The organism is Niabella sp. (genome assembly GCF_030150205.1).
GTDB lineage: Bacteria > Bacteroidota > Bacteroidia > Chitinophagales > Chitinophagaceae > Niabella.
Window position 1 is genome coordinate 1 of the sequence record NZ_JASLGT010000031.1, and the last position, 22682, is coordinate 22682.

At 42.7% G+C, this 22682-nt stretch carries 22 protein-coding genes; 15 read left to right on the forward strand and 7 right to left on the reverse strand.

Annotated elements, in window-relative coordinates:
* Positions 1–191: 191 nt before the first annotated feature.
* The 4 genes from Q1V85_RS22865 (at position 192) to Q1V85_RS22880 (ending at position 2783) form a co-directional block, all read left to right on the forward strand.
* Complete coding sequence (locus Q1V85_RS22865; RefSeq protein ID WP_300603761.1) at positions 192–620, forward strand: hypothetical protein; 429 nt, start codon at positions 192–194, stop codon at positions 618–620.
* A 287-nt stretch (positions 621–907) separates the two neighbouring features.
* Positions 908–1960, forward strand: a complete 1053-nt coding sequence (locus Q1V85_RS22870) for a hypothetical protein (protein WP_300603763.1) — start codon at positions 908–910, stop codon at positions 1958–1960.
* 246 nt (positions 1961–2206) lie between these two features.
* Positions 2207–2389 carry a hypothetical protein gene (locus Q1V85_RS22875; protein WP_300603766.1) on the forward strand — a complete coding sequence of 61 codons (183 nt, stop codon included), beginning with the start codon at positions 2207–2209 and terminating at the stop codon, positions 2387–2389.
* A gap of 145 nt (positions 2390–2534) precedes the next feature.
* The gene (locus tag Q1V85_RS22880; RefSeq protein WP_300603769.1) at positions 2535–2783 is read left to right on the forward strand and encodes a hypothetical protein; all 249 of its coding nucleotides are present in this window, start codon (positions 2535–2537) and stop codon (positions 2781–2783) included.
* A 100-nt stretch (positions 2784–2883) separates the two neighbouring features.
* Here Q1V85_RS22880 and Q1V85_RS22885 read toward each other — a convergent pair whose 3' ends face one another.
* The 4 genes from Q1V85_RS22885 to Q1V85_RS22900 all read right to left on the reverse strand — a co-directional run bounded on the left by Q1V85_RS22885 (position 2884) and on the right by Q1V85_RS22900 (position 6653).
* A complete protein-coding gene (locus Q1V85_RS22885) occupies positions 2884–3564 on the reverse strand; it encodes a response regulator transcription factor (RefSeq protein ID WP_300603772.1) in 681 nt (226 codons plus the stop codon).
* A gap of 333 nt (positions 3565–3897) precedes the next feature.
* Positions 3898–4170, reverse strand: coding sequence for a hypothetical protein (locus Q1V85_RS22890; RefSeq protein WP_300603775.1), 273 nt, complete (start codon positions 4168–4170; stop codon positions 3898–3900).
* 326 nt (positions 4171–4496) lie between these two features.
* The gene (locus Q1V85_RS22895; RefSeq protein WP_300603778.1) at positions 4497–4880 is read right to left on the reverse strand and encodes a hypothetical protein; all 384 of its coding nucleotides are present in this window, start codon (positions 4878–4880) and stop codon (positions 4497–4499) included.
* Between the two features lie 951 nt (positions 4881–5831).
* A complete protein-coding gene (locus Q1V85_RS22900; protein ID WP_300603781.1) occupies positions 5832–6653 on the reverse strand; it encodes a class I SAM-dependent methyltransferase in 822 nt (273 codons plus the stop codon).
* Between the two features lie 523 nt (positions 6654–7176).
* On the opposite strand from Q1V85_RS22900, the gene Q1V85_RS22905 reads away from it, so the two are divergent.
* The 7 genes from Q1V85_RS22905 (at position 7177) to Q1V85_RS22935 (ending at position 16241) form a co-directional block, all read left to right on the forward strand.
* Positions 7177–9297 carry a catalase gene (locus tag Q1V85_RS22905; RefSeq protein ID WP_300603784.1) on the forward strand — a complete coding sequence of 707 codons (2121 nt, stop codon included), beginning with the start codon at positions 7177–7179 and terminating at the stop codon, positions 9295–9297.
* Positions 9298–9734: 437 nt separating this feature from the next.
* Positions 9735–10526 (forward strand): ABC transporter permease, encoded by a 792-nt coding sequence (locus tag Q1V85_RS22910; protein WP_300603786.1) that lies wholly within the window; start codon positions 9735–9737, stop codon positions 10524–10526.
* Positions 10527–10528: 2 nt separating this feature from the next.
* On the forward strand, positions 10529–11302 hold the full coding sequence (locus Q1V85_RS22915; RefSeq protein WP_300603789.1) for an ATP-binding cassette domain-containing protein: 774 nt from the start codon (positions 10529–10531) through the stop codon (positions 11300–11302).
* A 3-nt stretch (positions 11303–11305) separates the two neighbouring features.
* Positions 11306–12325 carry an MlaD family protein gene (locus Q1V85_RS22920; protein ID WP_300603792.1) on the forward strand — a complete coding sequence of 340 codons (1020 nt, stop codon included), beginning with the start codon at positions 11306–11308 and terminating at the stop codon, positions 12323–12325.
* A 338-nt stretch (positions 12326–12663) separates the two neighbouring features.
* Complete coding sequence (locus Q1V85_RS22925) at positions 12664–13875, forward strand: S41 family peptidase (RefSeq protein WP_300603794.1); 1212 nt, start codon at positions 12664–12666, stop codon at positions 13873–13875.
* 126 nt (positions 13876–14001) lie between these two features.
* Positions 14002–14880 (forward strand): SMP-30/gluconolactonase/LRE family protein, encoded by an 879-nt coding sequence (locus Q1V85_RS22930; protein ID WP_300603797.1) that lies wholly within the window; start codon positions 14002–14004, stop codon positions 14878–14880.
* 53 nt (positions 14881–14933) lie between these two features.
* Positions 14934–16241, forward strand: coding sequence for an acetylxylan esterase (locus Q1V85_RS22935; protein WP_300603800.1), 1308 nt, complete (start codon positions 14934–14936; stop codon positions 16239–16241).
* Between the two features lie 238 nt (positions 16242–16479).
* Here the strand turns inward: Q1V85_RS22935 and Q1V85_RS22940 are convergent, their stop codons facing one another.
* Entirely contained in the window at positions 16480–17148 is a 669-nt protein-coding gene (locus Q1V85_RS22940) for a hypothetical protein (protein WP_300603802.1), read from the reverse strand.
* A gap of 337 nt (positions 17149–17485) precedes the next feature.
* Here Q1V85_RS22940 and Q1V85_RS22945 point away from each other — a divergent pair, with 337 nt between their 5' ends.
* The 4 genes from Q1V85_RS22945 to Q1V85_RS22960 all read left to right on the forward strand — a co-directional run bounded on the left by Q1V85_RS22945 (position 17486) and on the right by Q1V85_RS22960 (position 20510).
* Complete coding sequence (locus Q1V85_RS22945) at positions 17486–18037, forward strand: sigma-70 family RNA polymerase sigma factor (RefSeq protein ID WP_300603805.1); 552 nt, start codon at positions 17486–17488, stop codon at positions 18035–18037.
* A gap of 1 nt (position 18038) precedes the next feature.
* Positions 18039–18881 carry a HEAT repeat domain-containing protein gene (locus Q1V85_RS22950; protein ID WP_300603808.1) on the forward strand — a complete coding sequence of 281 codons (843 nt, stop codon included), beginning with the start codon at positions 18039–18041 and terminating at the stop codon, positions 18879–18881.
* A 17-nt stretch (positions 18882–18898) separates the two neighbouring features.
* Positions 18899–19714 carry a hypothetical protein gene (locus tag Q1V85_RS22955; RefSeq protein ID WP_300603811.1) on the forward strand — a complete coding sequence of 272 codons (816 nt, stop codon included), beginning with the start codon at positions 18899–18901 and terminating at the stop codon, positions 19712–19714.
* Positions 19715–19784: 70 nt separating this feature from the next.
* Positions 19785–20510: a hypothetical protein gene (locus Q1V85_RS22960; protein WP_300603814.1), complete on the forward strand. Its 726-nt coding sequence runs from the start codon at positions 19785–19787 to the stop codon at positions 20508–20510.
* Between the two features lie 182 nt (positions 20511–20692).
* Here Q1V85_RS22960 and Q1V85_RS22965 read toward each other — a convergent pair whose 3' ends face one another.
* Both Q1V85_RS22965 and Q1V85_RS22970 read right to left on the reverse strand, forming a co-directional pair.
* On the reverse strand, positions 20693–21472 hold the full coding sequence (locus Q1V85_RS22965) for an SDR family oxidoreductase (protein WP_300603816.1): 780 nt from the start codon (positions 21470–21472) through the stop codon (positions 20693–20695).
* Positions 21473–21656: 184 nt separating this feature from the next.
* A complete protein-coding gene (locus tag Q1V85_RS22970) occupies positions 21657–22658 on the reverse strand; it encodes an AraC family transcriptional regulator (protein ID WP_300603819.1) in 1002 nt (333 codons plus the stop codon).
* Positions 22659–22682: the final 24 nt, after the last annotated feature.

The following is a 22682-nucleotide window of genomic DNA, read 5'->3' on the forward strand; positions in this document are numbered from 1 at the left end:
ATTTTTAAAACAACAGATGCGTAAGCAGATTGAAACAGATTTTAGTATGATTAAAGCAAAAATGCTTAGAAAAGTGCATGCTGTAACAAAAAATGGATTCTTGCTTAAAGTCGCTCTTTTTGTTATCGCATACACTTTCGATAAATTAACTTAACTGGCAACTTAAATTATTTAATTAAAATGAAATAGATATGAGTTCGAAAGAAATATTCATTTGTTGTTTCATATTTCTATGTAGTAATATTTGCTACGCTCAAAGAGATTCCTTGAATAAGTCAACCACAGTGAATTCAGCAACGAAAGCAGTAATCTTGAAGGCAGCTCAAAAGCAACGTGATGAGCGAAGTAAGGCAATTAGATTGGACAGGGCACGGAAAATTGCTGATCGTATGGCTGATAGTCTAGGTTTAAGTATTAGTATGAAAACTGAAATACTTAATATAAATGAAATGCTAGAAAATCAAAAAGATCTTGCCTTTAAATCGAATCGGAATAGGGAGGACATTGGTCGCGATTTAAAAAGAATTGAACGTCAGCGCGATGTATTATATCGAAATATTTTAAAGGACGATCTGTTTAATAAGTATACTTCGAAAAAGAAAAATCTTCTTAATCCATAAATTGGAAGCAAAATATGAGATTGGGAATTTGGACTAATTAATCTTCAGATTTGAGTTCTTTTGTTGGGGTGTATATCTTTATTTCTTTTTTGTCTTCCAATAAAATACGACGTACAGCAAAAAAAATACGTATCAGTGCGTATTTTTTTTTTGCTTTTCTTATTTTAGTTTTGAGTTGAAGGTAAATTACTGCTTGTAAATTTGAATGTCCATGGCTTATATTTTTGGTTGAGCTTGAAATTTATAAATGAAAGACTTCGTTTTGATAAAAATGAAATGAAAACTATATGAAACTAAACTCCTTTTTTACATTAATGGCGTTGGGTTTAACTGTTTGTTTATTCGCTCAACAAGAGAAAGTATTGTTGCCGCTTAATATTCAAAATAGGCAGCTGTCTGATTCAGGTAATTCGGTCGCAGGGAAAGCTTTAGAGATAGTAGACTTTACAGGAGACTCTCTTACTTTAGGTTACATGGAAACTGCAAACAAGGGTAATGATCGGATTGCGATTACTGCACCACTTGCAAAAAATGAATATTTAAATGAAATAATTGGAAATGTTGCGGATAATATATTTTTAACACGGAACAAAAGAGGATTGCTTCTAGTTCGGGTTCTAAGTGTTGGAAAAATGTCTCCAGGAAACTATGTTCATATTAAGGCAACTTTATTTGAAAGTCCTGTAGCGGGCAATGCTTTTGTGTTGGTTAAGGAAATCGATGACATTTTTTCTAATAATTCGAGTGAAATTTCTTCTGTTCCAGCTATACTTGCAACTTCTATTCTTAACGCTATGTCAATGCCGAATGGGGCAATTTTAAATTCTTCTAATGGTGATGTTAAAACCAAAGAAGAAGTACTGAAATTTGAACAAGAAAAGTATAAGTTCATTAAAAATGGGGTTTTTAGAACAGGTATTTACATGAGTTATGAGGATTTTAAAAATGGATCTCCATCCTTCGGGCAGTTTTATTTGAGAACAGATACTGCGTCAAAATTTGTGGAGGTTAATTCTTTTACAATAGAAGATAGCACTTTAAGACCAGTTAAGCCATGGGGAATCGCGGTTGCAAATGAGTTGTATTTGTACAACAACGGGGTGCTTTATCCAATTGAACCTTTAGGTAATAACCTTGTGTTTTCCAAATATTTGGATCCAGAAATTAGAAGGAATAATTCAATGTATTGGCGTATGAATGTTGGAAATAGGTTCAGTGAATTTCAGGCAGGGAATCCATTTGATAACAGATATGTTTTGAATTTAACGAATTATCTAAAGAAAGGAATTTCTGGAGAAGCCACAAAAGTAGATGCTGATACCGGAATGCCGGCATTGTAAGCAATCAGATGCTTTCAACGGAAATTATTTGTTAAAAAAGCAAGCAATAAAGAAGTAGTTAATATGTAACGGCCGAGGCGCATAATCTCCGGTATGTTGAGGTATTACAAAAAATCCTGCAGGGAACGCCGTATTCCTTCTCGCAGCGCCTGATCCAGCTGCATCACCGTTCGGTAGATTCTCTGGTGCACTTCCTGCCGGATGATCTGAAAAAAGGATATTTCGGTAAAAGAGTTTAGGAACTGAGTGCCTTTCTGGACACCGCTTCAGCAGCTGGCCGATTACCAGGTTCAGGTAGCTCAGCCAAAATTTGATTCCCTGGCAAAACTGATAAAAGATACCGTTACCAGCAGCAGTATCCGGATCATTACGCTGGAGCAGGGTAAAAAATACCAGTGGCGGGTACGCGCAATAGGAAAAATACAGTGAGTCCTTACAATGCTCCCTGGATGTTTTTTATACAAAACACCACCGCAAACCGAAGATACGCTTTCTACCTGCTTACGGCAGAAGCTTATCCCGACCCGTTCAGCAATGAACTTGCTTTGGAAGAGGAAGATATTGAGCAAAAATCTTGGTTGTTTCCCAAAAAACAGGAGCGCCAACATTGAATAATCAGTCGAATTCTACAATTCAAGAAATTCCCTTGGCTCCGATACCTGAAATAAAATGCAGTGGATATATTTATAATCCCTCCACAAAGAAAAAAACTGCAATGATTACATTAAATGGTAGGGCGATGACGGTAAATATACATGAAAAAATAAGTGATCAGATAAAAGTATTAGATATTTCAGACCAAAAAATTGCATTAGGAGGCTAACATAGTGGAACTGTCATTTTGAACGTTTATTACTTTAATGGATATTACAAATAACTGTTTTTATTTAAAGTTTATGAAGTTTTTCTAGAAATATAATTTATTATGTGATTAATAAAATGTCGAGGCTGGATGTAAAAGATATAGTAATACAAACAGAAATCCTTATGGCATTAATTAATGCGGAAGTGCTGTTGACTTTAAATTTTTTGAAAATGTTTTGACGGTGTTTATCAATAGTTCGTTTGCTTAAAAACAGTCTATCGGACATCTCTTTTGAGCTCAATCTTCTTACGATCAGGCCAATTATTTCTTGCTCTCTTTTTGTAATATGTAGGGTTTCCCGAATTTGTCCGGGTAGCTGATTGCCAATCATTTCTTGTAATCGCTGACAAACAACAATCTCTCCGGATTTAACTTGTTTAATAGCTGAAACAAGCTCTCGGGTGGAAATGTCTTTAAGTAAATATCCTATCAAATTTGATTTTTTCATATATTCAAAATATTCTATATCAGCATAATCAAATAGAGCTATAGAAGGAATTTTAATTTCTTCGTTTTCAAGCCAGCTCATTAGGCCGTCCCTTGAGTTGATCTCCAATTGATAATCTAATAGAATAATTTCGGGCTGTTCTGATAAAACATAGGTTTTGGCTTCATTTAAATTTCGAGCTTGTATGACTAAGGTCTTTGAGAAACTGGGAGCCGAGTGGATCATATCTTTTAACCCCGCTCTTATAACTTCCTGGTCATCTACAATTAACAGTTTAGTTAAAGTATTCATTTGCAAAAGGTTAGGTTACTATGGATCTTCTTCAATAAAATAGCGTCATATTAGCGAATTGAATAGTTTATATTCATTAGCCAATAAACAGTAGTAGTATATAATGCTTTTTAAAGAATTTCTTTAAGGGGCAAATTGTTCATCGTTGAATTGTTTAAAGGCCAAACGAAAAAAGAAGTTTACTGTAAAACGAAGTCTGTCAAAATTGCGTTAGCTTGCCGTTTTCATAAATTTAGTTTCCCAGTATCTTTGGTTACCTAAAGTAGGATATTAATTTGATATATCCAAAAAACTTTTTCTTTGGCAGTTGCTGCTCAATAAGGACCTTTTCTTTTAGAATAATTTCAATTGTCCTTCTTCCTGGTTGTTTAAATCGCCTCCGGGCAGATCTAAAACAGGCAACTTCTGGTAGTAATGCTTTTTTAGGGGATCATGTGAATTCAAAAATCCCTTCGCAAGCGTATAATACCTCATATCCCGATATGGTAGTTGAAATTGTGCCAATTCAGCTATTCTCGCTTCCGATTTTTCACCAAAAGGCCTCGCAAGCCAAATCATCAGGTAAAATGGTTGGTTGGCGCTCCTTTTCCTCGCCCGTTTTCTCATCAACCCGGTTATGAATTTGGCAGGATACCAAGTTTCCCTTGGTGGTTAATATAGAAGCGGTATTTACTTTTTCATCAGTCAGCGCATCTTCCCACTCTTACCAGATGCCGGCTATGAAAAAATACTCCCTGTCCGCCAGTTGTATCCTGTATGGATACTGCTCAGAGGTGATGCGCGGTTCGCCGGTTTTTTTATTACGTGGAAAATATGCCGCCACTCTTAATATCCGGATGAAAGAAATAAGCACGGCCGATGCCTTGCGGCCTGCCGGTAAACACTTCTAGGTTGTAGTATCTTCTCTGAAACCGCGTTCAAAAAGTCATACTTTATAAACTTCCACTAGTATCCTTAAAGCCACGTCGGCCATTGAAGACCTGTTCTCTTGTTTCCCAAAACGGCCAGGAAAGTGGATCAGGGATAAAGCCCCATTCCATCTGCTTTATTTCAAAATCATCTTCCCCATTTTCATTTTTTATTGGAACTAGAACTGCAGATGGCCCAAAGTCAAAACCGTTTATTACATCCCTATTCAAAAACTGATAATTTTTCACCAGTTTTTCAAGATGCTTTAACCGGATAAACTCGCTCTTTGTTACTTTTTGCCCATTGTAATAACACATTTTATTTATTCCTTTCAGTTTAAAAATTCTTCGATTAGCTGTCCAACACCTTCCGCTTCTTTTTGCCACCCTTCCGGTACCGAAGTCCAAAAAACATTCTTATTGGCTCCCAACCACATCCGCTTGCACCTCGGGATTACCTGGACATCAAAATGCCAACGAACAAAATGTTCCCGACAAAGGGTGCCTGATGGTCAGTATTCAGTTGATTTGACATTGGAGCCCAATCGAGTAGCAGAAGCGGATCCTAATACGGGCGAAATTCTATCAGACAATAGAATTCAAAAAATACCAAGTTCATTTACTGCAAGAGAGAGCAAAGCCTACATATCCCCTGATGGGGAACAATGAGGGCTAAATTAAATCCGAGCGCAGGAACACAAACTTTCGGCAGGCATTCATTTTATCTTCACGACTCTCATAAAGGCTTTTCCCATGGCTGCATTGAAGTAGGAAGAGGTTTTTTCCCAAGATTATTGAGATATACTAACTTCGAAAAGTCGTTAAATGTTATTGTTAGTTATCCTTGTAATGCTTCAACGTTGGGGAAAACTTATTATTAATATTATGAAAACGTTCAAGAAAGTTTCGTTAATACTTTTTATCCTGTTGGCTAATTTTTGCATTTGCTATAGCCAGATACGTTTCAGCACCTTAAAGCCAGATTATCGTTTGACTGAAAAACTAACTTTTGAGCTATTTAATACATCTCCCAAGAAAGTTTATTGCATCATCGGTTTGGAGTTTTACAAGGGGGGAAACTGGCGGCCTTTAATCAATGATGTGGAGAATCCAGAATCAAAATCGAATTTAGTAAGTATCATTTTACCGAAGGCAAAGATTCATAAAAGTCTTTCCTTAAAGAAACTATTATATGACAGAGCGTTTGAGACTTTCGATAAGTACAGATTTAAAGTTTCATATGGCTATTCTTTAAATATCATGAAAGTCGATTGCTATTCGGAATCCTTCAAGATTCGCCCTTAATCAAAAACTTAGGTCGTCAGGTAGTTTTCAGGTTTTTCTGAAAATTGAACTAAATTATTTCCATGCCTGGCTGATTACTGCACTTATTGGCGCAACCATCGGAGCTGCTCCAAATTTCTCAGACAGCTCGGCTTCTGTCGTATTTATGATCGCATCCACCCATGCAGGGTTCTGCCTTTTGATTGCTTCGAAAAGCGGTCCATTTTGCACAAGGCCAATCGCAGCTTCGCTTGCTGTAGCGCAAACGGAGTTCTTTTGTACTTTTTCTATGGCTATTTTTAAAAAACCTGCATCTTCTAAAAGCACTCTTATACCGGCTTCATCATGCATGGAAGTTGCCAGGTTATGTGATGCAGCCATTATCTCTTCACAATATTTTTTTGCGGCCATCCGGGAAATATAGGACGCAGCATTATGCTCCAGTTTATCCCAGGTGGTAAACAAAAACAGGCCTTCATGTCTTAAAACACGATATGCCTCTGCAAATGCTTTTGGCTTATCCGGAACAGACATGTATCCGAAACAACACACAATCAAATCGACACTATTGTCGCTAAAGGGAAGCTGTTGCGCATCTATAGTTTGCCATTCAATATTAAGATGTGCCAGTTTTTCCCTGGCAACGGTAAGCATATCCTCATTAATATCTGAAGCAATTAGATGGGCGGAATCCGGGATCCGTTTTCGTATATGACGCGTAACACGGCCTGTTCCGGCGGCAAGTTCGAGCGCAACAGAAACGGCACGAAAGGGGATGCGCTCCGCCACCTCTATAGCATAGGGTTCGAAGAACATGGGGCCAAGAAACGCATCATAGCGTATGGCGCTTTGCCTTGAGGAGTCAAAAGAAGGATTTGCATTTGATGTGGTATTCATAAATTATATGCTTTATTTGTTTGCCAAAGTATAAGATAGCGTTGCTTTTTCTATACAAATGTATTGGCTTTGGTAACGCAATCGAAAAATATCACATAGTACCGTTTGAGGGGAAGCCGGCAAAGAACAGCAGGGTCAGCGCTTACGCATACAGCGACCTCGGGGGAGCGCCGGTTGGCGCAGCACAATGCAGGTGTAGCGAAATCAACCGGTCTTTTCTCCCTTTTGGCGTTGCTTATTATGAAGCGTTTCAAACAGGGGAAGAAGCTATTGCAAGAGAAAATATTTTAATCTGCAGCCGGGAATGCGCTTCGTTTGGCCTCAAAATTGCTTTTTTTGATGTAACCTTTTTTTCAATTGATAAATCAGCGGATAACATTACTCTTTAATTGCTGTGTATAAATGAATGCTGAATTTTTATCGAAGTGCTGCGGAATGCTGAGTGCATTTTGATTTTAAAATGCTGATGTAACTTTATTAGGTCAGATCATATATTCCTAACTTAAAAACAACCCGCTTAATTATGGCTAAACACGCTTCAAAAAAAGACCTGAAAATGGCAGATCTGCAATCCAGCACTACCAATGCTGCCAACCAGTTCATGACAACCGACCAGGGACTAAAAATGAATGATGACCACAATTCCCTTAAGGCAGGAGAGCGCGGTGGTACGCTTTTGGAAGACATTATCCTCAGGGAAAAAATTACCCATTTTGATCACGAACGCATCCCCGAACGCATCGTTCATGCCAGGGGCAGCGGAGCACACGGCGTATTCCGGCTAACCAAATCATTACAGCAATATACAAAAGCAGCATTTTTAACGGATACAACACGGGAAACCCCCGTGTTTGTCCGTTTTTCGACGGTAGCGGGTTCCCGGGGTTCTACAGATCTTGCCCGCGACGTGCGGGGCTTCGCAGTAAAATTCTATACCACGGAAGGTAATTATGACTTGGTTGGAAATAATATCCCTGTATTTTTTATACAGGATGCTATGAAATTTCCAGACCTGGTACATGCAGTAAAACCGGAACCGGATAATGAAATGCCCCAGGCGGCTTCCGCACATGATACCTTTTGGGATTTTATCTCCCTGATGCCGGAAAGTACGCATATGATTATGTGGGTTATGAGCGACCGGGCCATTCCGCGTAGTCTCCGCATGATGGAAGGATTTGGCGTACACACGTTTCGGTTGATCAACGCAAAAGGGGAAGCCTTTTTTGTAAAATTTCACTGGAAGCCGGTATTGGGCGTGCATTCTGTAGCCTGGGATGAAGCACAGAAAATTTCCGGCAAGGACTCCGATTTTCACCGGCGCGATCTTTGGGAAGCCATTGAAGAAGGCCATTTCCCCGAATGGGACCTGGGTCTACAGATCATCCCGGAAAAGGATGAACACAAATTTGAATTTGACCTGCTGGATCCTACCAAGCTGGTACCGGAAGAGCTGGTGCCTGTGCAACACATCGGAAGGATGACACTAAACCGGAACCCGGATAATTTTTTTGCAGAAACCGAACAGGTCATGTTCAGCCCTGCCCACCTGGTACCGGGTATTGATTTTAGCAATGACCCCCTGCTGCAGGGACGGTTGTTTTCCTATACGGATACCCAACTCTCGCGTTTGGGTGGGCCAAATTTTCACCAGATCCCTATCAACCGGTCGGTGCATACGATTTATAATAACCAACGGGACGGGCACATGCAAATGCAGATCAATAAAGGGAAAGCGGCTTATTCACCCAACAGTATTGGCGGTGGCTGCCCCTTTCTTTCCAAAGCGGCGGAAGGAGGATTTACCAGCTACGCGGAACGGATTGATGCACGTAAAATAAGGGGGCGCAGCAAAAGTTTCCTGGATCATTTCAGCCAGGCGATCCTGTTTTATAACAGCCAGAGCGCGCCGGAACAACAGCATATAAAGGATGCCTTCAGTTTTGAATTATCCAAGGTGACCATTCCGGAAATAAGGCAGCGGATGGTTGGTACACTCACGAATGTAAATATGGAACTGGCGCAATATGTGGCATCCAAATTGGGGTTACCCGTTCCCAAAAAAGTAATGCCTGTTATAAATGGTGCCATACCGGCAGACGGGCTTGCGAAAGATTATAATCCCATAAAGGTGAGTCCGCCGGTTGAAAAATCAGCAGCCCTAAGTATGGCTCAGCTAAAAAGCGGCAGCATCGCTACCCGTTGTATTGCCGTGTTAGCGGCCGACGGCACAGATGCGGCTATGATTGCAGAGCTGAAAAAGAAAGCGGAGGCGAAGGGCGCTAAAATTAAAATCATTGCGCCCAACCTGGGTAGTATAAAAGCCGCCGGTAAACAGGTTATAACCGTTGATGAAACGCTGTTTAACACTGCATCGGTTTTGTTTGATGCCGTATTCATACCCGGAGGGGTAAAAGCCATCGAGGCGCTTCGGGAAGAGCCGGACGCCCTGCATTTTGTAAACGAGCAATTCCGGCATTGCAAGGCAATCGGCGCCGCACCGGATGCAGCTCCGTTCATACAAAATACGTTCGTAAAAGAAGGGGCTGGTATTTCATCAGACGGGAACATCGACCGGTTTCTAAAGGACCTCGGCCTGCATCGCTTTTGGGAACGGGAAATGGAACGGAAAGTACCGGCATAAATGCAATGCCATGGATGACTTATCTGCGTAATCTTAAAAGAAGCAAAGCCGGAGCTTTCTGGATTTTCCAGCGAGTTCCGGCTTTTATTTGATTTGTATGCTGCTAATAGTGAGCATGTTAAAACAGGAATCCATTAATTTTCTTGGTCAGAGATGCCTGTTTTTCGGAAACATAAAAAATCCCTCAGGAAACAGGATTCTATGAAGTATACGTTTATAGAAAACACCTCAGACACAGCAGATCACCGGTGCCTGCAACAAACCTGCAAAAATTAGCCGGGAATTAATTTTATTCTTGATGCCTGTTATGTTAAATTCACCATTAAAATAGTGGCTGATTAGCAGACGGGGATGCCCGATGGACCCGGTTCCTGCTTTATATTGTATGTAACATAAAAGCGAATCTTCCACTGTTTTTTAAAGTTAAAATCCTGGTAATGGAACCTATTGAACAATCAGACAAACCCGTTATTTCGAAACGCATTGATGGTTTCTTTATTACTGTTTACGAAATTTTCGGGTTTATCAGCCGTTTTTTCCGCGAAGTGGTGCGCCGTCCTTTTGAAACCCGGGAATTCATCCGCCAGTGTTTTTATATCGGTAACAAATCACTGCCGCTGATCAGTCTTACCGGCTTTATTACCGGGCTGGTGTTCACGAAGCAGTCCCGCCCTTCCCTGGCGGAATTTGGTGCCACTTCCTGGCTTCCTTCGCTGATATCGATTGCCATCGTGCGGGCGTTGGCTCCGCTGGTAACGGCACTGATCTGTGCCGGCCGTGTAGGATCAAGCATGGGCGCCGAGCTGGCCTCTATGAAAGTTACCGAACAGATCGACGCGATGGAGGTTTCGGCAATCAATCCCTTCAAGTACCTGGTGATGACGCGGGTGCTGGCCTGCACCGTATGCCTGCCGCTGCTGATGTGCTATAACGGGCTCATCGCCCTCGTGGGCGCTTTTGTAGACATTCACCTCAACGAGCAGACAAGCATGGACACGTTTATACAGAATGCATTTACCAATATTTCGTTCCTGGATCTTGCTGCTTCCCTGGTGAAAGCACTGATTTACGGGTTTACGATCGGTATTGTCAGTTGCTATCAGGGCTTTCATGCCACGCAGGGTACGGAGGGTGTTGGTAAATCTGCCAATGTATCTGTGGTGGTTTCCATGTTCCTGATCTTTATAGAAGAGGTGATTATTGTTCAACTGGTGAATATGATACGATAGCTATGAAATCTTTTATCCCCAATATCGACAAACAGCAAACGGTGATCTCCATCAGGGGGTTGTACAAATCGTTTGGCAGCAATCATGTACTGCGTGGGGTAGACCTGGATCTGCACCGCGGCGAGAACATTGTGGTGCTGGGGCGTTCCGGAACGGGTAAGTCCGTTCTGATAAAAGTGATCGTGGGACTGCTGTATCCTGATGCCGGCACGGTACGTGTACGGGAACAGGAAGTGCCGGAACTGGATGCTCATGCGCTGAGCGACCTGCGCCTGAAAGTGGGCTTCTGTTTCCAGCATGGAGCATTATACGACAGCATGACGGTGGGCGAAAACCTGGCTTTCCCACTGCAGCGGAATGAACCGGGCATGAGCCGTAAGGAACGCGATAAACGCATAGAAATGGTGCTGGAAGCCATCGGGCTTTCCAATACCATCGACCAGATGCCGGCCGAGCTATCCGGCGGGCAGCGCAAGCGCATCGGCATTGGCCGTACACTCATACTCCGCCCGGAAATCATGTTGTATGACGAACCTACGGCCGGGCTGGATCCCATCACCTGCACGGAGATCAATGACCTGATCAATGAAGTGCAGCACCGGTTCAATACCAGCTCCATCATTATTACACATGATCTTACCTGTGCCAAATCCACGGGCGACACGATCGCCGTACTGAAAGAAGGACGGTTTATACGGCAGGGCAACTTTGAGGACGTGTTCCGTTCTGACGAAGCGCTGATCCGCGAATTTTATGAGTATAATTTTATTCAATAATATATGAAAACAGCTGATTCAAGAAGGGCCACCACCGTGGGCATATTTATTATTTTGGGGCTGATCATTTTTGCCACCGCCATCCTCATTTTGGGCGGACAAAAAAAGACGTTTATCGATTCGGTGCAGGTAAAAGCAATATTCCACGATGTGGGCGGTCTTTCCAAAGGCAACAATATCTGGTATTCCGGAGTAAAAGTGGGCACGATCAAAAAGATCCGTTTTATCGATCACAGTCAGATTGAGGTACTGATGAATATCGATAAGAACGCCCGGCCGTTTATTCACAAAGATGTTAAGGCGCGGGTAAGCGCCGATGGGCTGGTGGGCAATAAGATCATCGCCCTGGATGGCGGCACTGCCCAAACCGCTCCCATCGAAGACGGTGATGTGATCATTGTGGAACCCAGCATCAGTACGGATGAGATCATGAATACGCTCCAGGTAAACAATAAGAACCTGGTGGTCATTACCGGTAATCTCAAAGACATTATGGAAAATCTTGCTGCGGGCAAAGGCTCGCTGGGCAAACTGATAAAAGATTCATCCGTTTACGATCAGCTAAACCGCACACTGGCCATACTGCATAAAACGGCCGGCAATACCCAGCAGTTCACAAAAGACCTTACCGGGTATACAGCCCGGCTGCAAACCCCCGGCGTGCTGGCCAGCGACCTGGTGCGTGACACCGTTGTTTTCAGCAGGCTCCGGAATACCGCAAACCAGCTGCAGGAAGTAGCCACACAGGCGAACGAGGTAGCGCGCAATCTTCAGTCGGTAAGTACGGATGTCAAAGGCCGTTTGAACAGTAACGAATCGCCTGCCGGTGTGCTGCTGAATGATTCTGCAACAGCCCGGCAGCTGCAGCAAACGATCCGGAACCTGGAAAGCAGCACCGGAAAACTGGATGAGAATATGGAAGCAGTACGGCATAATTTCCTGTTCCGGGGCTATTTCAGGCGACAGGAAAAACAACGTAAAAAGGAAGAAAAGCAGCAGCAAAAAGAACTGCAACGGCAATAAAAGCGGACATGACAGCCATCTACATACGGATGTCTTCACAGGCAAAGAACGGAAAGAAATGCTGCGCTTTGTTGAGACAGGTGATAAATAGTTTGAATTGATCTTGCATGAGTAGCGTAAGAAAGCGTGGTACCCAATATTTACTCAATTGTATGAAATATCTGGCTGGCAATATGTGAATCTATCACAGCAGCCGGAACAGGAATTTTTTTGAATCGGTCGTATGACCGTAACATTGTATAAGAAGCATCGGCCCCACTATAATACGAAAACTTTCGCATATATTTGAGTTGCAACAAGCTTGAAACAAGCCGGGCATCATACTAAAAATGCCATATATGAATACATTAATTGCCAAACAGGGGATTCTAAGATTCGCAATTTTTATGCTCTTTTATTCTTGTTTTGTTAATGCACAGGCGCAAAGGTTAACTCCCCAACAGTATATTGAGGATCTGGAATATTTAAAAAATGAACTTCCTAAGAAGCACAAAAATTTATTCGCTAAAATTTCAGAAAAGGAATTCAACATCCGGGTTAAAAACATTGAGGACAAAAGCAACGATTTAACTGATGAAAGTTTTGAAATTGAACTTTATAAATTGATTAAAGAAATTGGCGATGAACATACTTCCATTGTACCGGTTTACAAGACAATTTATCCTTTAAATTTTGGCTTCTTTAAAGAAGGAATATTTATTACGAATACCGATTCATTACACGCTCACCTGCTCTATAAAAAATTAGGTGGAATTAATGGCACTAAAACAGAAGGTATTATTAAAAACTTTAAAAAAATTGCTCAGGATGATAATCAATCCTATTTTAAAAACCGCTTTCAATATTTCATAAAGTGCCCCGGTATATTAAAAGGCTTGAGCATTACCTCTTCCGATTCAATGGCCAGCGTTATTTTAGATAATAAAAAATATCTGATTACCTCCATGCCAATAGACAATTTTTCACCCAAAAATACTTCAAAGCTTTTGAGGTTTAGCAATTACGATAACTATTGGTATCAGCTTATTAACGATGGAAATGTTTTATACTTTAATTACCAGGCCTGCTCCGAACAAGAAGGTAAACCATTTGACATTTTCAACAAGGAGTTATTCAACTTCATTGAAAGCAAAAAACCTCAGAAAATAGTTATTGATTTACGAAATAATGGTGGCGGAAATTCGGCTATTTTAGAACCTTTTCTAAACAAATTAAAGGACAACTATCTTAATAAAAAGGGTTCTTTGTATGTCCTTATCGGCAAAAACACTTTTTCTTCAGCGGTGATGAATGCAGTGGAATTAAAGAGAAATTATAATTCAATCCTGGTAGGAGGAGAACCCACAGGTGGTAATGTAAACCATTACGGTGAAGTTCGTGGATTTCAGCTTCCGAATTCAAAAATAACCGTTGGGTATTCTACGCAGTATTGGGAAAATTGGAAGGGATACAAAGGACCTTTGCTGCCAGATATTAAAATAGAATACTCAATATATAACTTCAGGAATAATATAGACGAGGCTATTGAATATGCAAAAAAGGCGAAATAGAACAGGCTCCGACGCCGGTTTGCAACATTGCAGTCCTTTCCCGTTTACCTGTGGGCCATAATAACGGCGATGGTGCTCTTTTTCTATATCCGGTATGCTTAATCTGTTTGTATATTTAAATAAAATATGAAAGCCGTTAATTTAGATGTTCCGGCATCCTCCCTGGGTGAAGGTCCTTTATGGGATTTGGAGCAACAATGTCTTTGGTGGGTAGATATTGATGCGGGAAAGGTGCATCAATACGATATGGTTCATAAGGTTCATAAAGAAATACATGCAGGTCAATTATGCAGTGCGGTCGTACTATGCAGGTCGGGGCGGTTAATGGTGACGGTAAAAGACGGCTTTGCATATTTGGATGTGGTATCGGGGACGGTAGATGGTTTTGTACCAGTGGAGGAGCTCCTGTCCGATAACCGGTTTAACGATGGTAAATGTGACCCTGCCGGAAGGTTTTGGGCCGGTACGATGGACTATAGAAAAGGATTGCCGCAGGCGGGGAGCCTGTACGTGTTGGAAAAAGATCGGTCGGTTACAAAGAAGCTGGCAAATATAACCTGCTCCAATGGGATGGCGTGGAGCCCGGATCAGAACATTTTTTATTACATTGATAGCCCAACCTATAAGGTAATGGCTTTTGATTATGATAAAGCAACCGGAGCAATCGGCGGCGGACGGACGGTTGTTTCGATTCCGGAGTCGCAGGGGATGCCCGATGGAATGACGATTGATACCGAAGGAATGCTTTGGATCGCTCTTTGGGGCGGGGCAGCTGTTGCGCGGTACCATCCTTTTTCCGGCGCATGTCTTTCGATGATCCCGTTGCCGGTATCAAATGTTACTTCCTGTACTTTTGGAGGAACGGATCTGACCGATCTTTATATCACTACAGCAAAGGCCGGGCCTGGTAAAACGGACGCAGCTCAGCAGCCGCTGGCCGGACAAGTATTTGTTTGTAAGAACAGCGGGGCAAGAGGCATCGCCCCGTTTAAGTTTATGGATTGAGGGGATGAGGTTCTGCGGGATTAAGGGCGCATAAAACGATTAAACGATAAAAAATGAAAATTGAAATGGTCAGGAAATTATTTTTAGCAATTTTCTTGTGGGGATGCAGTGTGGGGTTTGCCCAGGGACAATCCCGGTCATCCACCATGATCCAGGTATTGGTGACACCCAATAAGCCGGATTGGAATTACCGGTTGGGCGAAGAAGCCGCATTTGAAATTACTGTGTTGAAGCACCAGGTGCCCATGGAGCAGGTAAAGATCAGCTATGGGGTTGGTCCTGAAAAGATGCCCCCTGTGGAAAAAGGAGAAAAAGTGGTACAAAATGGAAAAAGCATTATCGTAAAGGGTAAAATGACCGTGCCGGGATTTTTGCGTTGCGATGCGGCTGTTCTTATTGATGGCATTCAATACCGTGGAATGGCTACCGCAGCCTATCAGCCGGAAGCTATCCAGCCAACACAGGTGCTGCCAAAGGATTTTTCAGCATTTTGGGACAAAGCTAAAGCAGAAGTATCCGGCGTTCCATTGGACCCGGTGATGACGCTATTGCCGGAGCGCAGTACGGAAAAGACAAATGTTTATGAACTAAGCATACAAAATGATGCGGCCGGATCCAGGGTCTATGGTATTCTTTGTGTTCCCAAAGCACAGGGAAAATATCCTGCGCTTTTACAGGTACCGGGCGCCGGAGTGCGGCCGTACCAGGGACAAATTGCTTTGGCTGAAAAAGGAATCATTACACTGGAAATTGGCATCCATGGGATACCGGTTACCCTTCCTGCCACGGTGTATACAAACCTTGCCCAGGGCGCATTACGGGAGTATAATGCCGTTAATATGGATGACCGGAACAAGTACTATTACAAAAGGGTTTACCTGGGTTGTATAAGGGCGGTGGATTATCTGACGTCCCTGCCGCAATATGACGGAACAAACCTGGCCGTATCGGGGGGAAGCCAGGGTGGCGCTTTATCAATCATTACTACAGCCCTGGATAAAAGGGTTAAATACTTTGTAGCCCTGTACCCGGCGCTATGTGATATAACGGGGTATCTTCACAAACGGGCAGGAGGCTGGCCTCATTTGTTCATGCAGCAAAATGGCTCCGCTGCGGAAAAAGCAAGAATAGAAACCTCTGCCTATTATGATGTAGTCAATTTTGCCCGCCTGATCAAAGTGCCCGGTTTTTACAGTTGGGGATATAATGATGAAACCTGTCCGCCTACCTCGTTTTATTCTGCCTATAACGTAATCAGCGCTCCAAAAGAGTTAATGCTGGTTCAGGAAACCGGTCACTGGACCTTTCCGGAACAAAGCACGCGCGTGTCTGGTTGGCTTGAAAGTAAGTTGAAACAATAGGATACTGGAGCGGTTATTAGCCTGCTTTTTCATGCGTGCGGTATCAATTTTATTGAAATGCTTCCAAATGGTTTGTGGAGATACGAACCGCGACATAGCACGGCTATGATGTTTCCACTGACAGGAAGGGGAAGTTGAAAATATTTATAATAATTCTGATACCTGTTTATTATTAGGCAATGTGCCTGTTTAAAACGTTGGGACCGGCGGTAACAATGTTAGCAACAGCTGCTGATCGTTAAAAGTTTTTCGAAATGCCAATACTGGCAGATTTGCCAAAGTTGACAGCCAAATACGATGGTTTATTTTTTGCATCTTTTGCACCATATTTTTGATACTCAATACCACCAAACGACAGGTTAAGCCCGAAGTTTCGTTTAACATTAATGAAAACAGCAGGGAATAATCTGAATCGTACACCTGTAGAAGATGATTCTGAAGTGTATGGTTGAGGTTGAGGTTGCATTCCGGGGTACCTGCTTTGTGAGGCCGTGTTGGTTTTCCCATCCAGATACAGGCCTTCCAGTTGTCCGAATACCGAAAAAATATCGGATAGTTGCTCTGTGTACCTGATAAAAGGTCCTATTGCCAGACTCTTATTTTTTGACATGGTTTCGACAGTAATTATTTCAGAACCACCGGTGTAATAGTCCATCGTATTTTCCTGCCTGGAAGATTGAATAGAAAGGGTGGCTCCGGCTGTTAGCTTTTCCCCCAATTGATAACCAACATAGGGAGACAGGTTGGTTGAATGACTTTTGCCTTTGGTTATGGAACTGGCGGTAAGAAATTGGGTGTTATCGTCTTTCCGAAATTCAATATTCCCGCCGATCAATACAGTATGTTTCTGAGCGAAGCTGACACTGGTCATCATTATTCCCATAGTCAGCAATAAAATGTTTTTCATAAACTGTTATTTTGGATTTGCCATGCAAGTTAACACATTTATTTATAATTGTTTGTAGTTATTTGGCTTCCTGGATGATTTACATCAACACCCAGTTGCCGGTTTATCCCTGGTCATACATATTCGATAGCGTCGACACTGGAGCCGTCACCAGTGGCCGGATTTTGCTCCCGGTGGTGTATTACCGCTCTTTTTAGGCTAAATAGCTGCAAAACGGGCTTTTATAAAATAATTCTGATTTTTTTTCTAATTTATGCAACATTTCAATGCATCCGGCGCCTTAAATACAGAGCGCGGGAAATAAAATCGTTCAGGAAAAAAGGAAAACAGCATATACGTGTTGCAATTATCGGAGAAATTAGATGACCAGGAGCTGATGAAGCGTTGCCGGCAAGGCCGTGCGGATTGTTTTTCCGAACTCTATGGGCGGTATAAAAAGGCGGTTTTCAATACCATCCTGCGCCTGGTAGCAGATTATGCGCAGGCAGAGGATTTATTGCAGGAGGTGTTCGTGGCGCTTTACCAGGAGATTATGAAAGGCCGGCAGATTGAGCATTTCGGTGGCTTTTCCAGGCGTGTTGCAGCCAACAGGGCCATCAGCTTTTTACGGCAGCACAAACGTACCCTGGTTTTTGAGGAAGATCATGAAAATATTGTGGAAGAGGAAGCGGAGGACGAAGGGCTTTTTGAAATGCGGGTGGAGGAAGTAAAAAAAGCAATCAGCTCCCTGCCGGAGGGATTCCGGACCATTGTGAATCTTTATGTGATGGAAGGATTACCACAGGAAGAGATCGCCGGTTTGCTGGGTATTTCCCATGCAACGGTGCGCACACAATATCATCGCGCCAAAAAGAAAATATTGTCGCTCGTACAAAAAGAGATCGTATAAGATGAAGAAAGATATTTTAAAAGAATTTGTATCCGAAAACAGGGATGATTTCGACGATCAGGAGCCGGGTTCAGACGTGCTCAGGAAGATCCAGGCTCAATTGGGATTGGAACCATCTGTTGCTGCACCCCGTAAAAAGGTCGTCCGGCTTCAATATTGGTGGGCCGCTGCGGCGATCATTGTTGTGATCATTGGAATTGCAGTGCTTTTTCAACCGCATAAGATCATTGAAACGCCAATCGCAGCAACAACCCCACCGGCATCCGAAGCACCAGCCATTCCTTTGGATAAAAAAGATTCCATAGCAAGCGGATCATCGATGGTAGCAGGTGTGGCGCATCCGGAGCAAAAGAAAGCTGTTATAAAGAAGCGGCGGAAAATGGCAACGGAAAAAAATATAAACGCCGGCATGGATGCGCAAACAGAAATAGCAGCATCCGATAACACGGCGAATGACTGGCGCAGCGCGTTGCAAAACGAAAGCTCCTCTACCCGGCTGGCGGCAATCCTGGCCTCCGGAAAAGGAAATGTGGTTTTATCCAACAATGATTTGCAAACGCTTTCCAACACCATGAATAATGACGAAAACAGCAATGTACGCCTGGCGGCCCTGGAAGTACTAAAAAAACAGGAGAACCAGGCAGTCGTAAAGGATCTGCTCTTACAATCGGTTGCCCGGCAGGACGATCCGGTGGTACAAATGGAATTACTGGCTTCTCTATCATCAGATCAGGCTACAAAAGTTAAACAAAAACTATTAGATATTACTCAAAATCCAATAACGATTGACGCAGTACGCAATCAGGCCTATGCGGCACTGCTTCGGTCAGCATCCAATTTTTAAAAAAACAAGATACCAAGATGAAAAGAATATTAGTACCCATTATTTTGTCTATTGCATTTGTTTCTTTGGCCAATGCGCAGGGACGGCAGTTTAAATTGTCAAAAAGGACAGGAACATTGAAAATTAATCTTTCGGGTGTAACCGTGGAAGGATACGATGGCAGTGAAGTTGTTTTTGCTGCACCCGAACTGAAAAGAGAGGACAATGATGAAAGAGCCGCAGGCCTTAAATTGGTTTCCGGGTCTGGTTTAACGGACAATACCGGCCTGAATTTAAGCGTGCGGGAAAACGGTGATGTTATCGATGTGGACTATGTAGGCAAAATAGACCGGGAACGTATTACCATAAAAGTGCCCAACACCATGTCTGTAAAAGTGGCAACAACGGAGGTAATGAATGGTAACAGGCCCGTAGATATAAAAGATTTTAAAGGAGAGTTGGAGATCAGCGTCATGTACAATGGTATTTCCCTGCAGAATGTTACCGGCCCCGTTAATGCGAAAACCATTTATGGAGAACTGAATGCAAAATTTGCTGCTGCAGTAAAAGGCCCGGTATCCCTGGTGTCCGTCTATAAATTTGTGGATGTGACCATTCCTGCCGGTCTGAAAGCCAATGTTAACCTCTCCTCAAAAAATGGGAATATCTATGCGGCAGATGGCCTGGATATAAAAAGAGAAACGCCAAAGGACCAAAAGAACAGTGATGGCGAGGATCTTACCGGACTAAAAGAATGGAGCCGGTCTTCAGATATCATCGGAACCCTTAATGGCGGTGGCCTGGATTTGATTTTGAAAACCAGCTATGGTAAAATATACCTGCGTAAAAATTAAACAGGATCTGATCGCAGCATAAACGATTTACGTTTTTTATTTATTTCTTCCGTTTTAAATTCATATCGCTATGAAAAAGGTATTGCTTTGCCTGCTGTTAACAGGTATTACGGAGCTTTTGTTTGCACAAAGAATTATTGAAAAAACATATAAAACTTCTAAAGATCAGCCGGTATTATTAAAGTTCGATTTTCCGAAGGTAAAAATCAGTAGCTGGAACAAGGATGAAATTTATGTAAAAGCAACGGTCAATATCAACGACAATAAGCAGAATGACCGGTTTGAATTGTTGGATCAATCCGTAAACGGGAAATTGGTTATCAGTGATACGATTGATTTTAAACATATTGACCAGCAATACTATGTAGAGACGGATGGCGTAAAGAAGCGTTTTGAAAGCAAAGCGGATTATGAAAACTACAGGGAGGCACATAAAAATGAAAAGATCAGCTCTTATAGCACGAACAGTACTGATATTGCAATTGAAGTGATGCTGCCTGTAAAGGACTATATAAAAGTGCAGTCTAAGTTTGGATTGGTGGAAGTAAAGAACTATGCCGGCCCATTGACGGTGCAAACAGAGTTCGGAAAAATTGATGCCGGCTTAAAAGAGTCGCATGTTGGAAAAATTAAACTGACAAACCATTTCGGAAAGATCTACTCCGATTTTAATCTGAAACCGGTTGAGAAAGAAGAACGATCCTTCTATACTTCCATTACCGCAAATCCGGGTAATGGGCCGATGTATGAATTAAGCTCCAAATTTGGGAATATCTATTTGCGTAATGCAAAATAACAACAGGTTTGCAGCGGGCGACCCTGAATATAAACGATCCCTGTTTGGCAATATTGCTCCGGAAATATACGTGCAGAAATGATGCGGAGCCGTTTGCCTGATGCCCCTGTATAACAAAAGTTCCCGGGGCGAACATGGCATCGTTGCCTGTTGCGCTCCGGGAATTATAGAAGGGTGATGGTTTACCGGATTGTTGCGTATCCGCCATCTATCACAATTTCGGCACCATGCACATAGGACGAATCGCCGGATGCGAGGAACGTTACTGCTTTGGCAACTTCAGCAGCTTCCGCAAACCGTTTGTATGGAAGCTGGGTGGTAATGTAGGCCTTTGCTCCGGCAATCTGTTCTGCAGACATGCCGGTCTTGTTAAAACCATCTGTGGCAGTGTACCCGGGGCTTACGGCGTTAACCCGGATGTTCCTGGATATCAGTTCTGCGGCAAATGTCTTTGAAAAGGATTGAACGGCAGCCTTGGCTGCAGAATAAATACTGGCATTTTGACTGCCATAACCAGTTACTACGGACGTGTTAAAAATAATCGTACTTCCTGGTTTCATCATCGGTAAGGCTTGTTGTACCGTGAAAAAAGTACCCTTTGCCAGCACATTAAAAAGTTCATTGAATAGTTCCTCATTTACTGCATCTACGGGTGCAAATTTCCCGTAACCGGCATTCGCAAAAACAATATCAAGCTGCGGCGTTATATCACCTATTGCTGTTGCCAATTGAAAGATATGGGCGAGGTTTCCATGATCACAAACAATGCCGTGGCAATTGCTGCCAAGCATGGCCGTAACAGCATCGATGCGCTGCTGATTCCTGCCGGTAATAATAACCGTAGCGCCTTCCTGAATAAATTCCTCTGCGGTAGCAAGACCAATGCCACTTTGTTTTTTAATTTTCCCATCGGTATAAAATTTTAATACCGCGAAGTTGCAACGCTTTATATAAGCAAACAATCCGCTTCTTGCTATGTTTTAGTATGGGCACAAAAATCAAAGTTGGAAAAATGACAGATCCGGATTTGGTAATTTAAAAGAAAGAAATAAGCATACACCGGAACGATGCTGACAATAAATTTGGGTGGTGGGGCCGGTGCGGATCAGAATGATAACGGAATCGCTCCTGGCAGGTGTACGTGCGTTAAGCTTGTCCTTTCCTGATTGCCCGCGGCGTGGCATTTGTCCAGGATTTAAAGGCCTTTCTGAATGCTGTAAGTTCGGAATAGCCCAGGATGTCGGAGATCTCAGATATTTTTATAGCAGGGTTTTGCATTAACTGGAAGGCAATTTCTTTTCTTATGGTTCCCGCAATATCCCGGAAGGTTGTTTGTTCCTGAAAAAGCTTACGTTGCAGATGCCGGGGCGTCATATTCAATGCGGAAGCCGCTTCTTCAATGGTGGGTATTCTGCCCTTGAACTGCATAAATAGTACTTGTTTTAAGTTTTCGACGGTACTATTGGTTGTCATCAGCGCCTGCTTATCTGCAACAATGGAGTTAAACAACTGGAACATGGATTGATCACTGGTAAGGATCGCAGTCGATATATCTTTCTTGCTAAAAACAATACGGTTGATCTCCTTATTGAAAAGAACCTCACAACCGTAAAATTTCCGGTATACAGAAATTTCCCGCATTTCAAAGGCCAGTTCAACCCTTAGCGGAATAATGTGCTTCCCTGATAATGCGCTGCAGGTATTGACAATTGCGGCCAATAAAAAATCATTCGCATGTCTTGCGGGTTCGGGATGTTTCATCAGCCATAGCTTGTTCTGTGTAATCTCAAGGACCGCCACATCCTTAACGGTATACCGGTATTCAACCATGGGTGATGACATATGACCATACCGGCTGAACATGTCAAGTGCCTGGTCAATGTCTTTACAGCTGCGGATTAAAAAGCCAAGCATTCCATGAAGCGGTTTGTCTGCGCTCATACCAATACGCAGGCCGATCAACGGATCACCCGATAATTTTAACAGGGGCACCCAAATGAGTGCGGCTTTCTCCCATTCAACCATATTTTCGGAGTCGCTGATTTCCTCCGGGCTTACACCAGACTGCTGGCAAAGGGTATCAAAAGCCGCTCCAAAAGAAGCTGCTGTCTGAAAAATCGACCGAATAACCGTTCCTTGTAGGCCCATGGTGTAAAATATATCGTTTAAGGC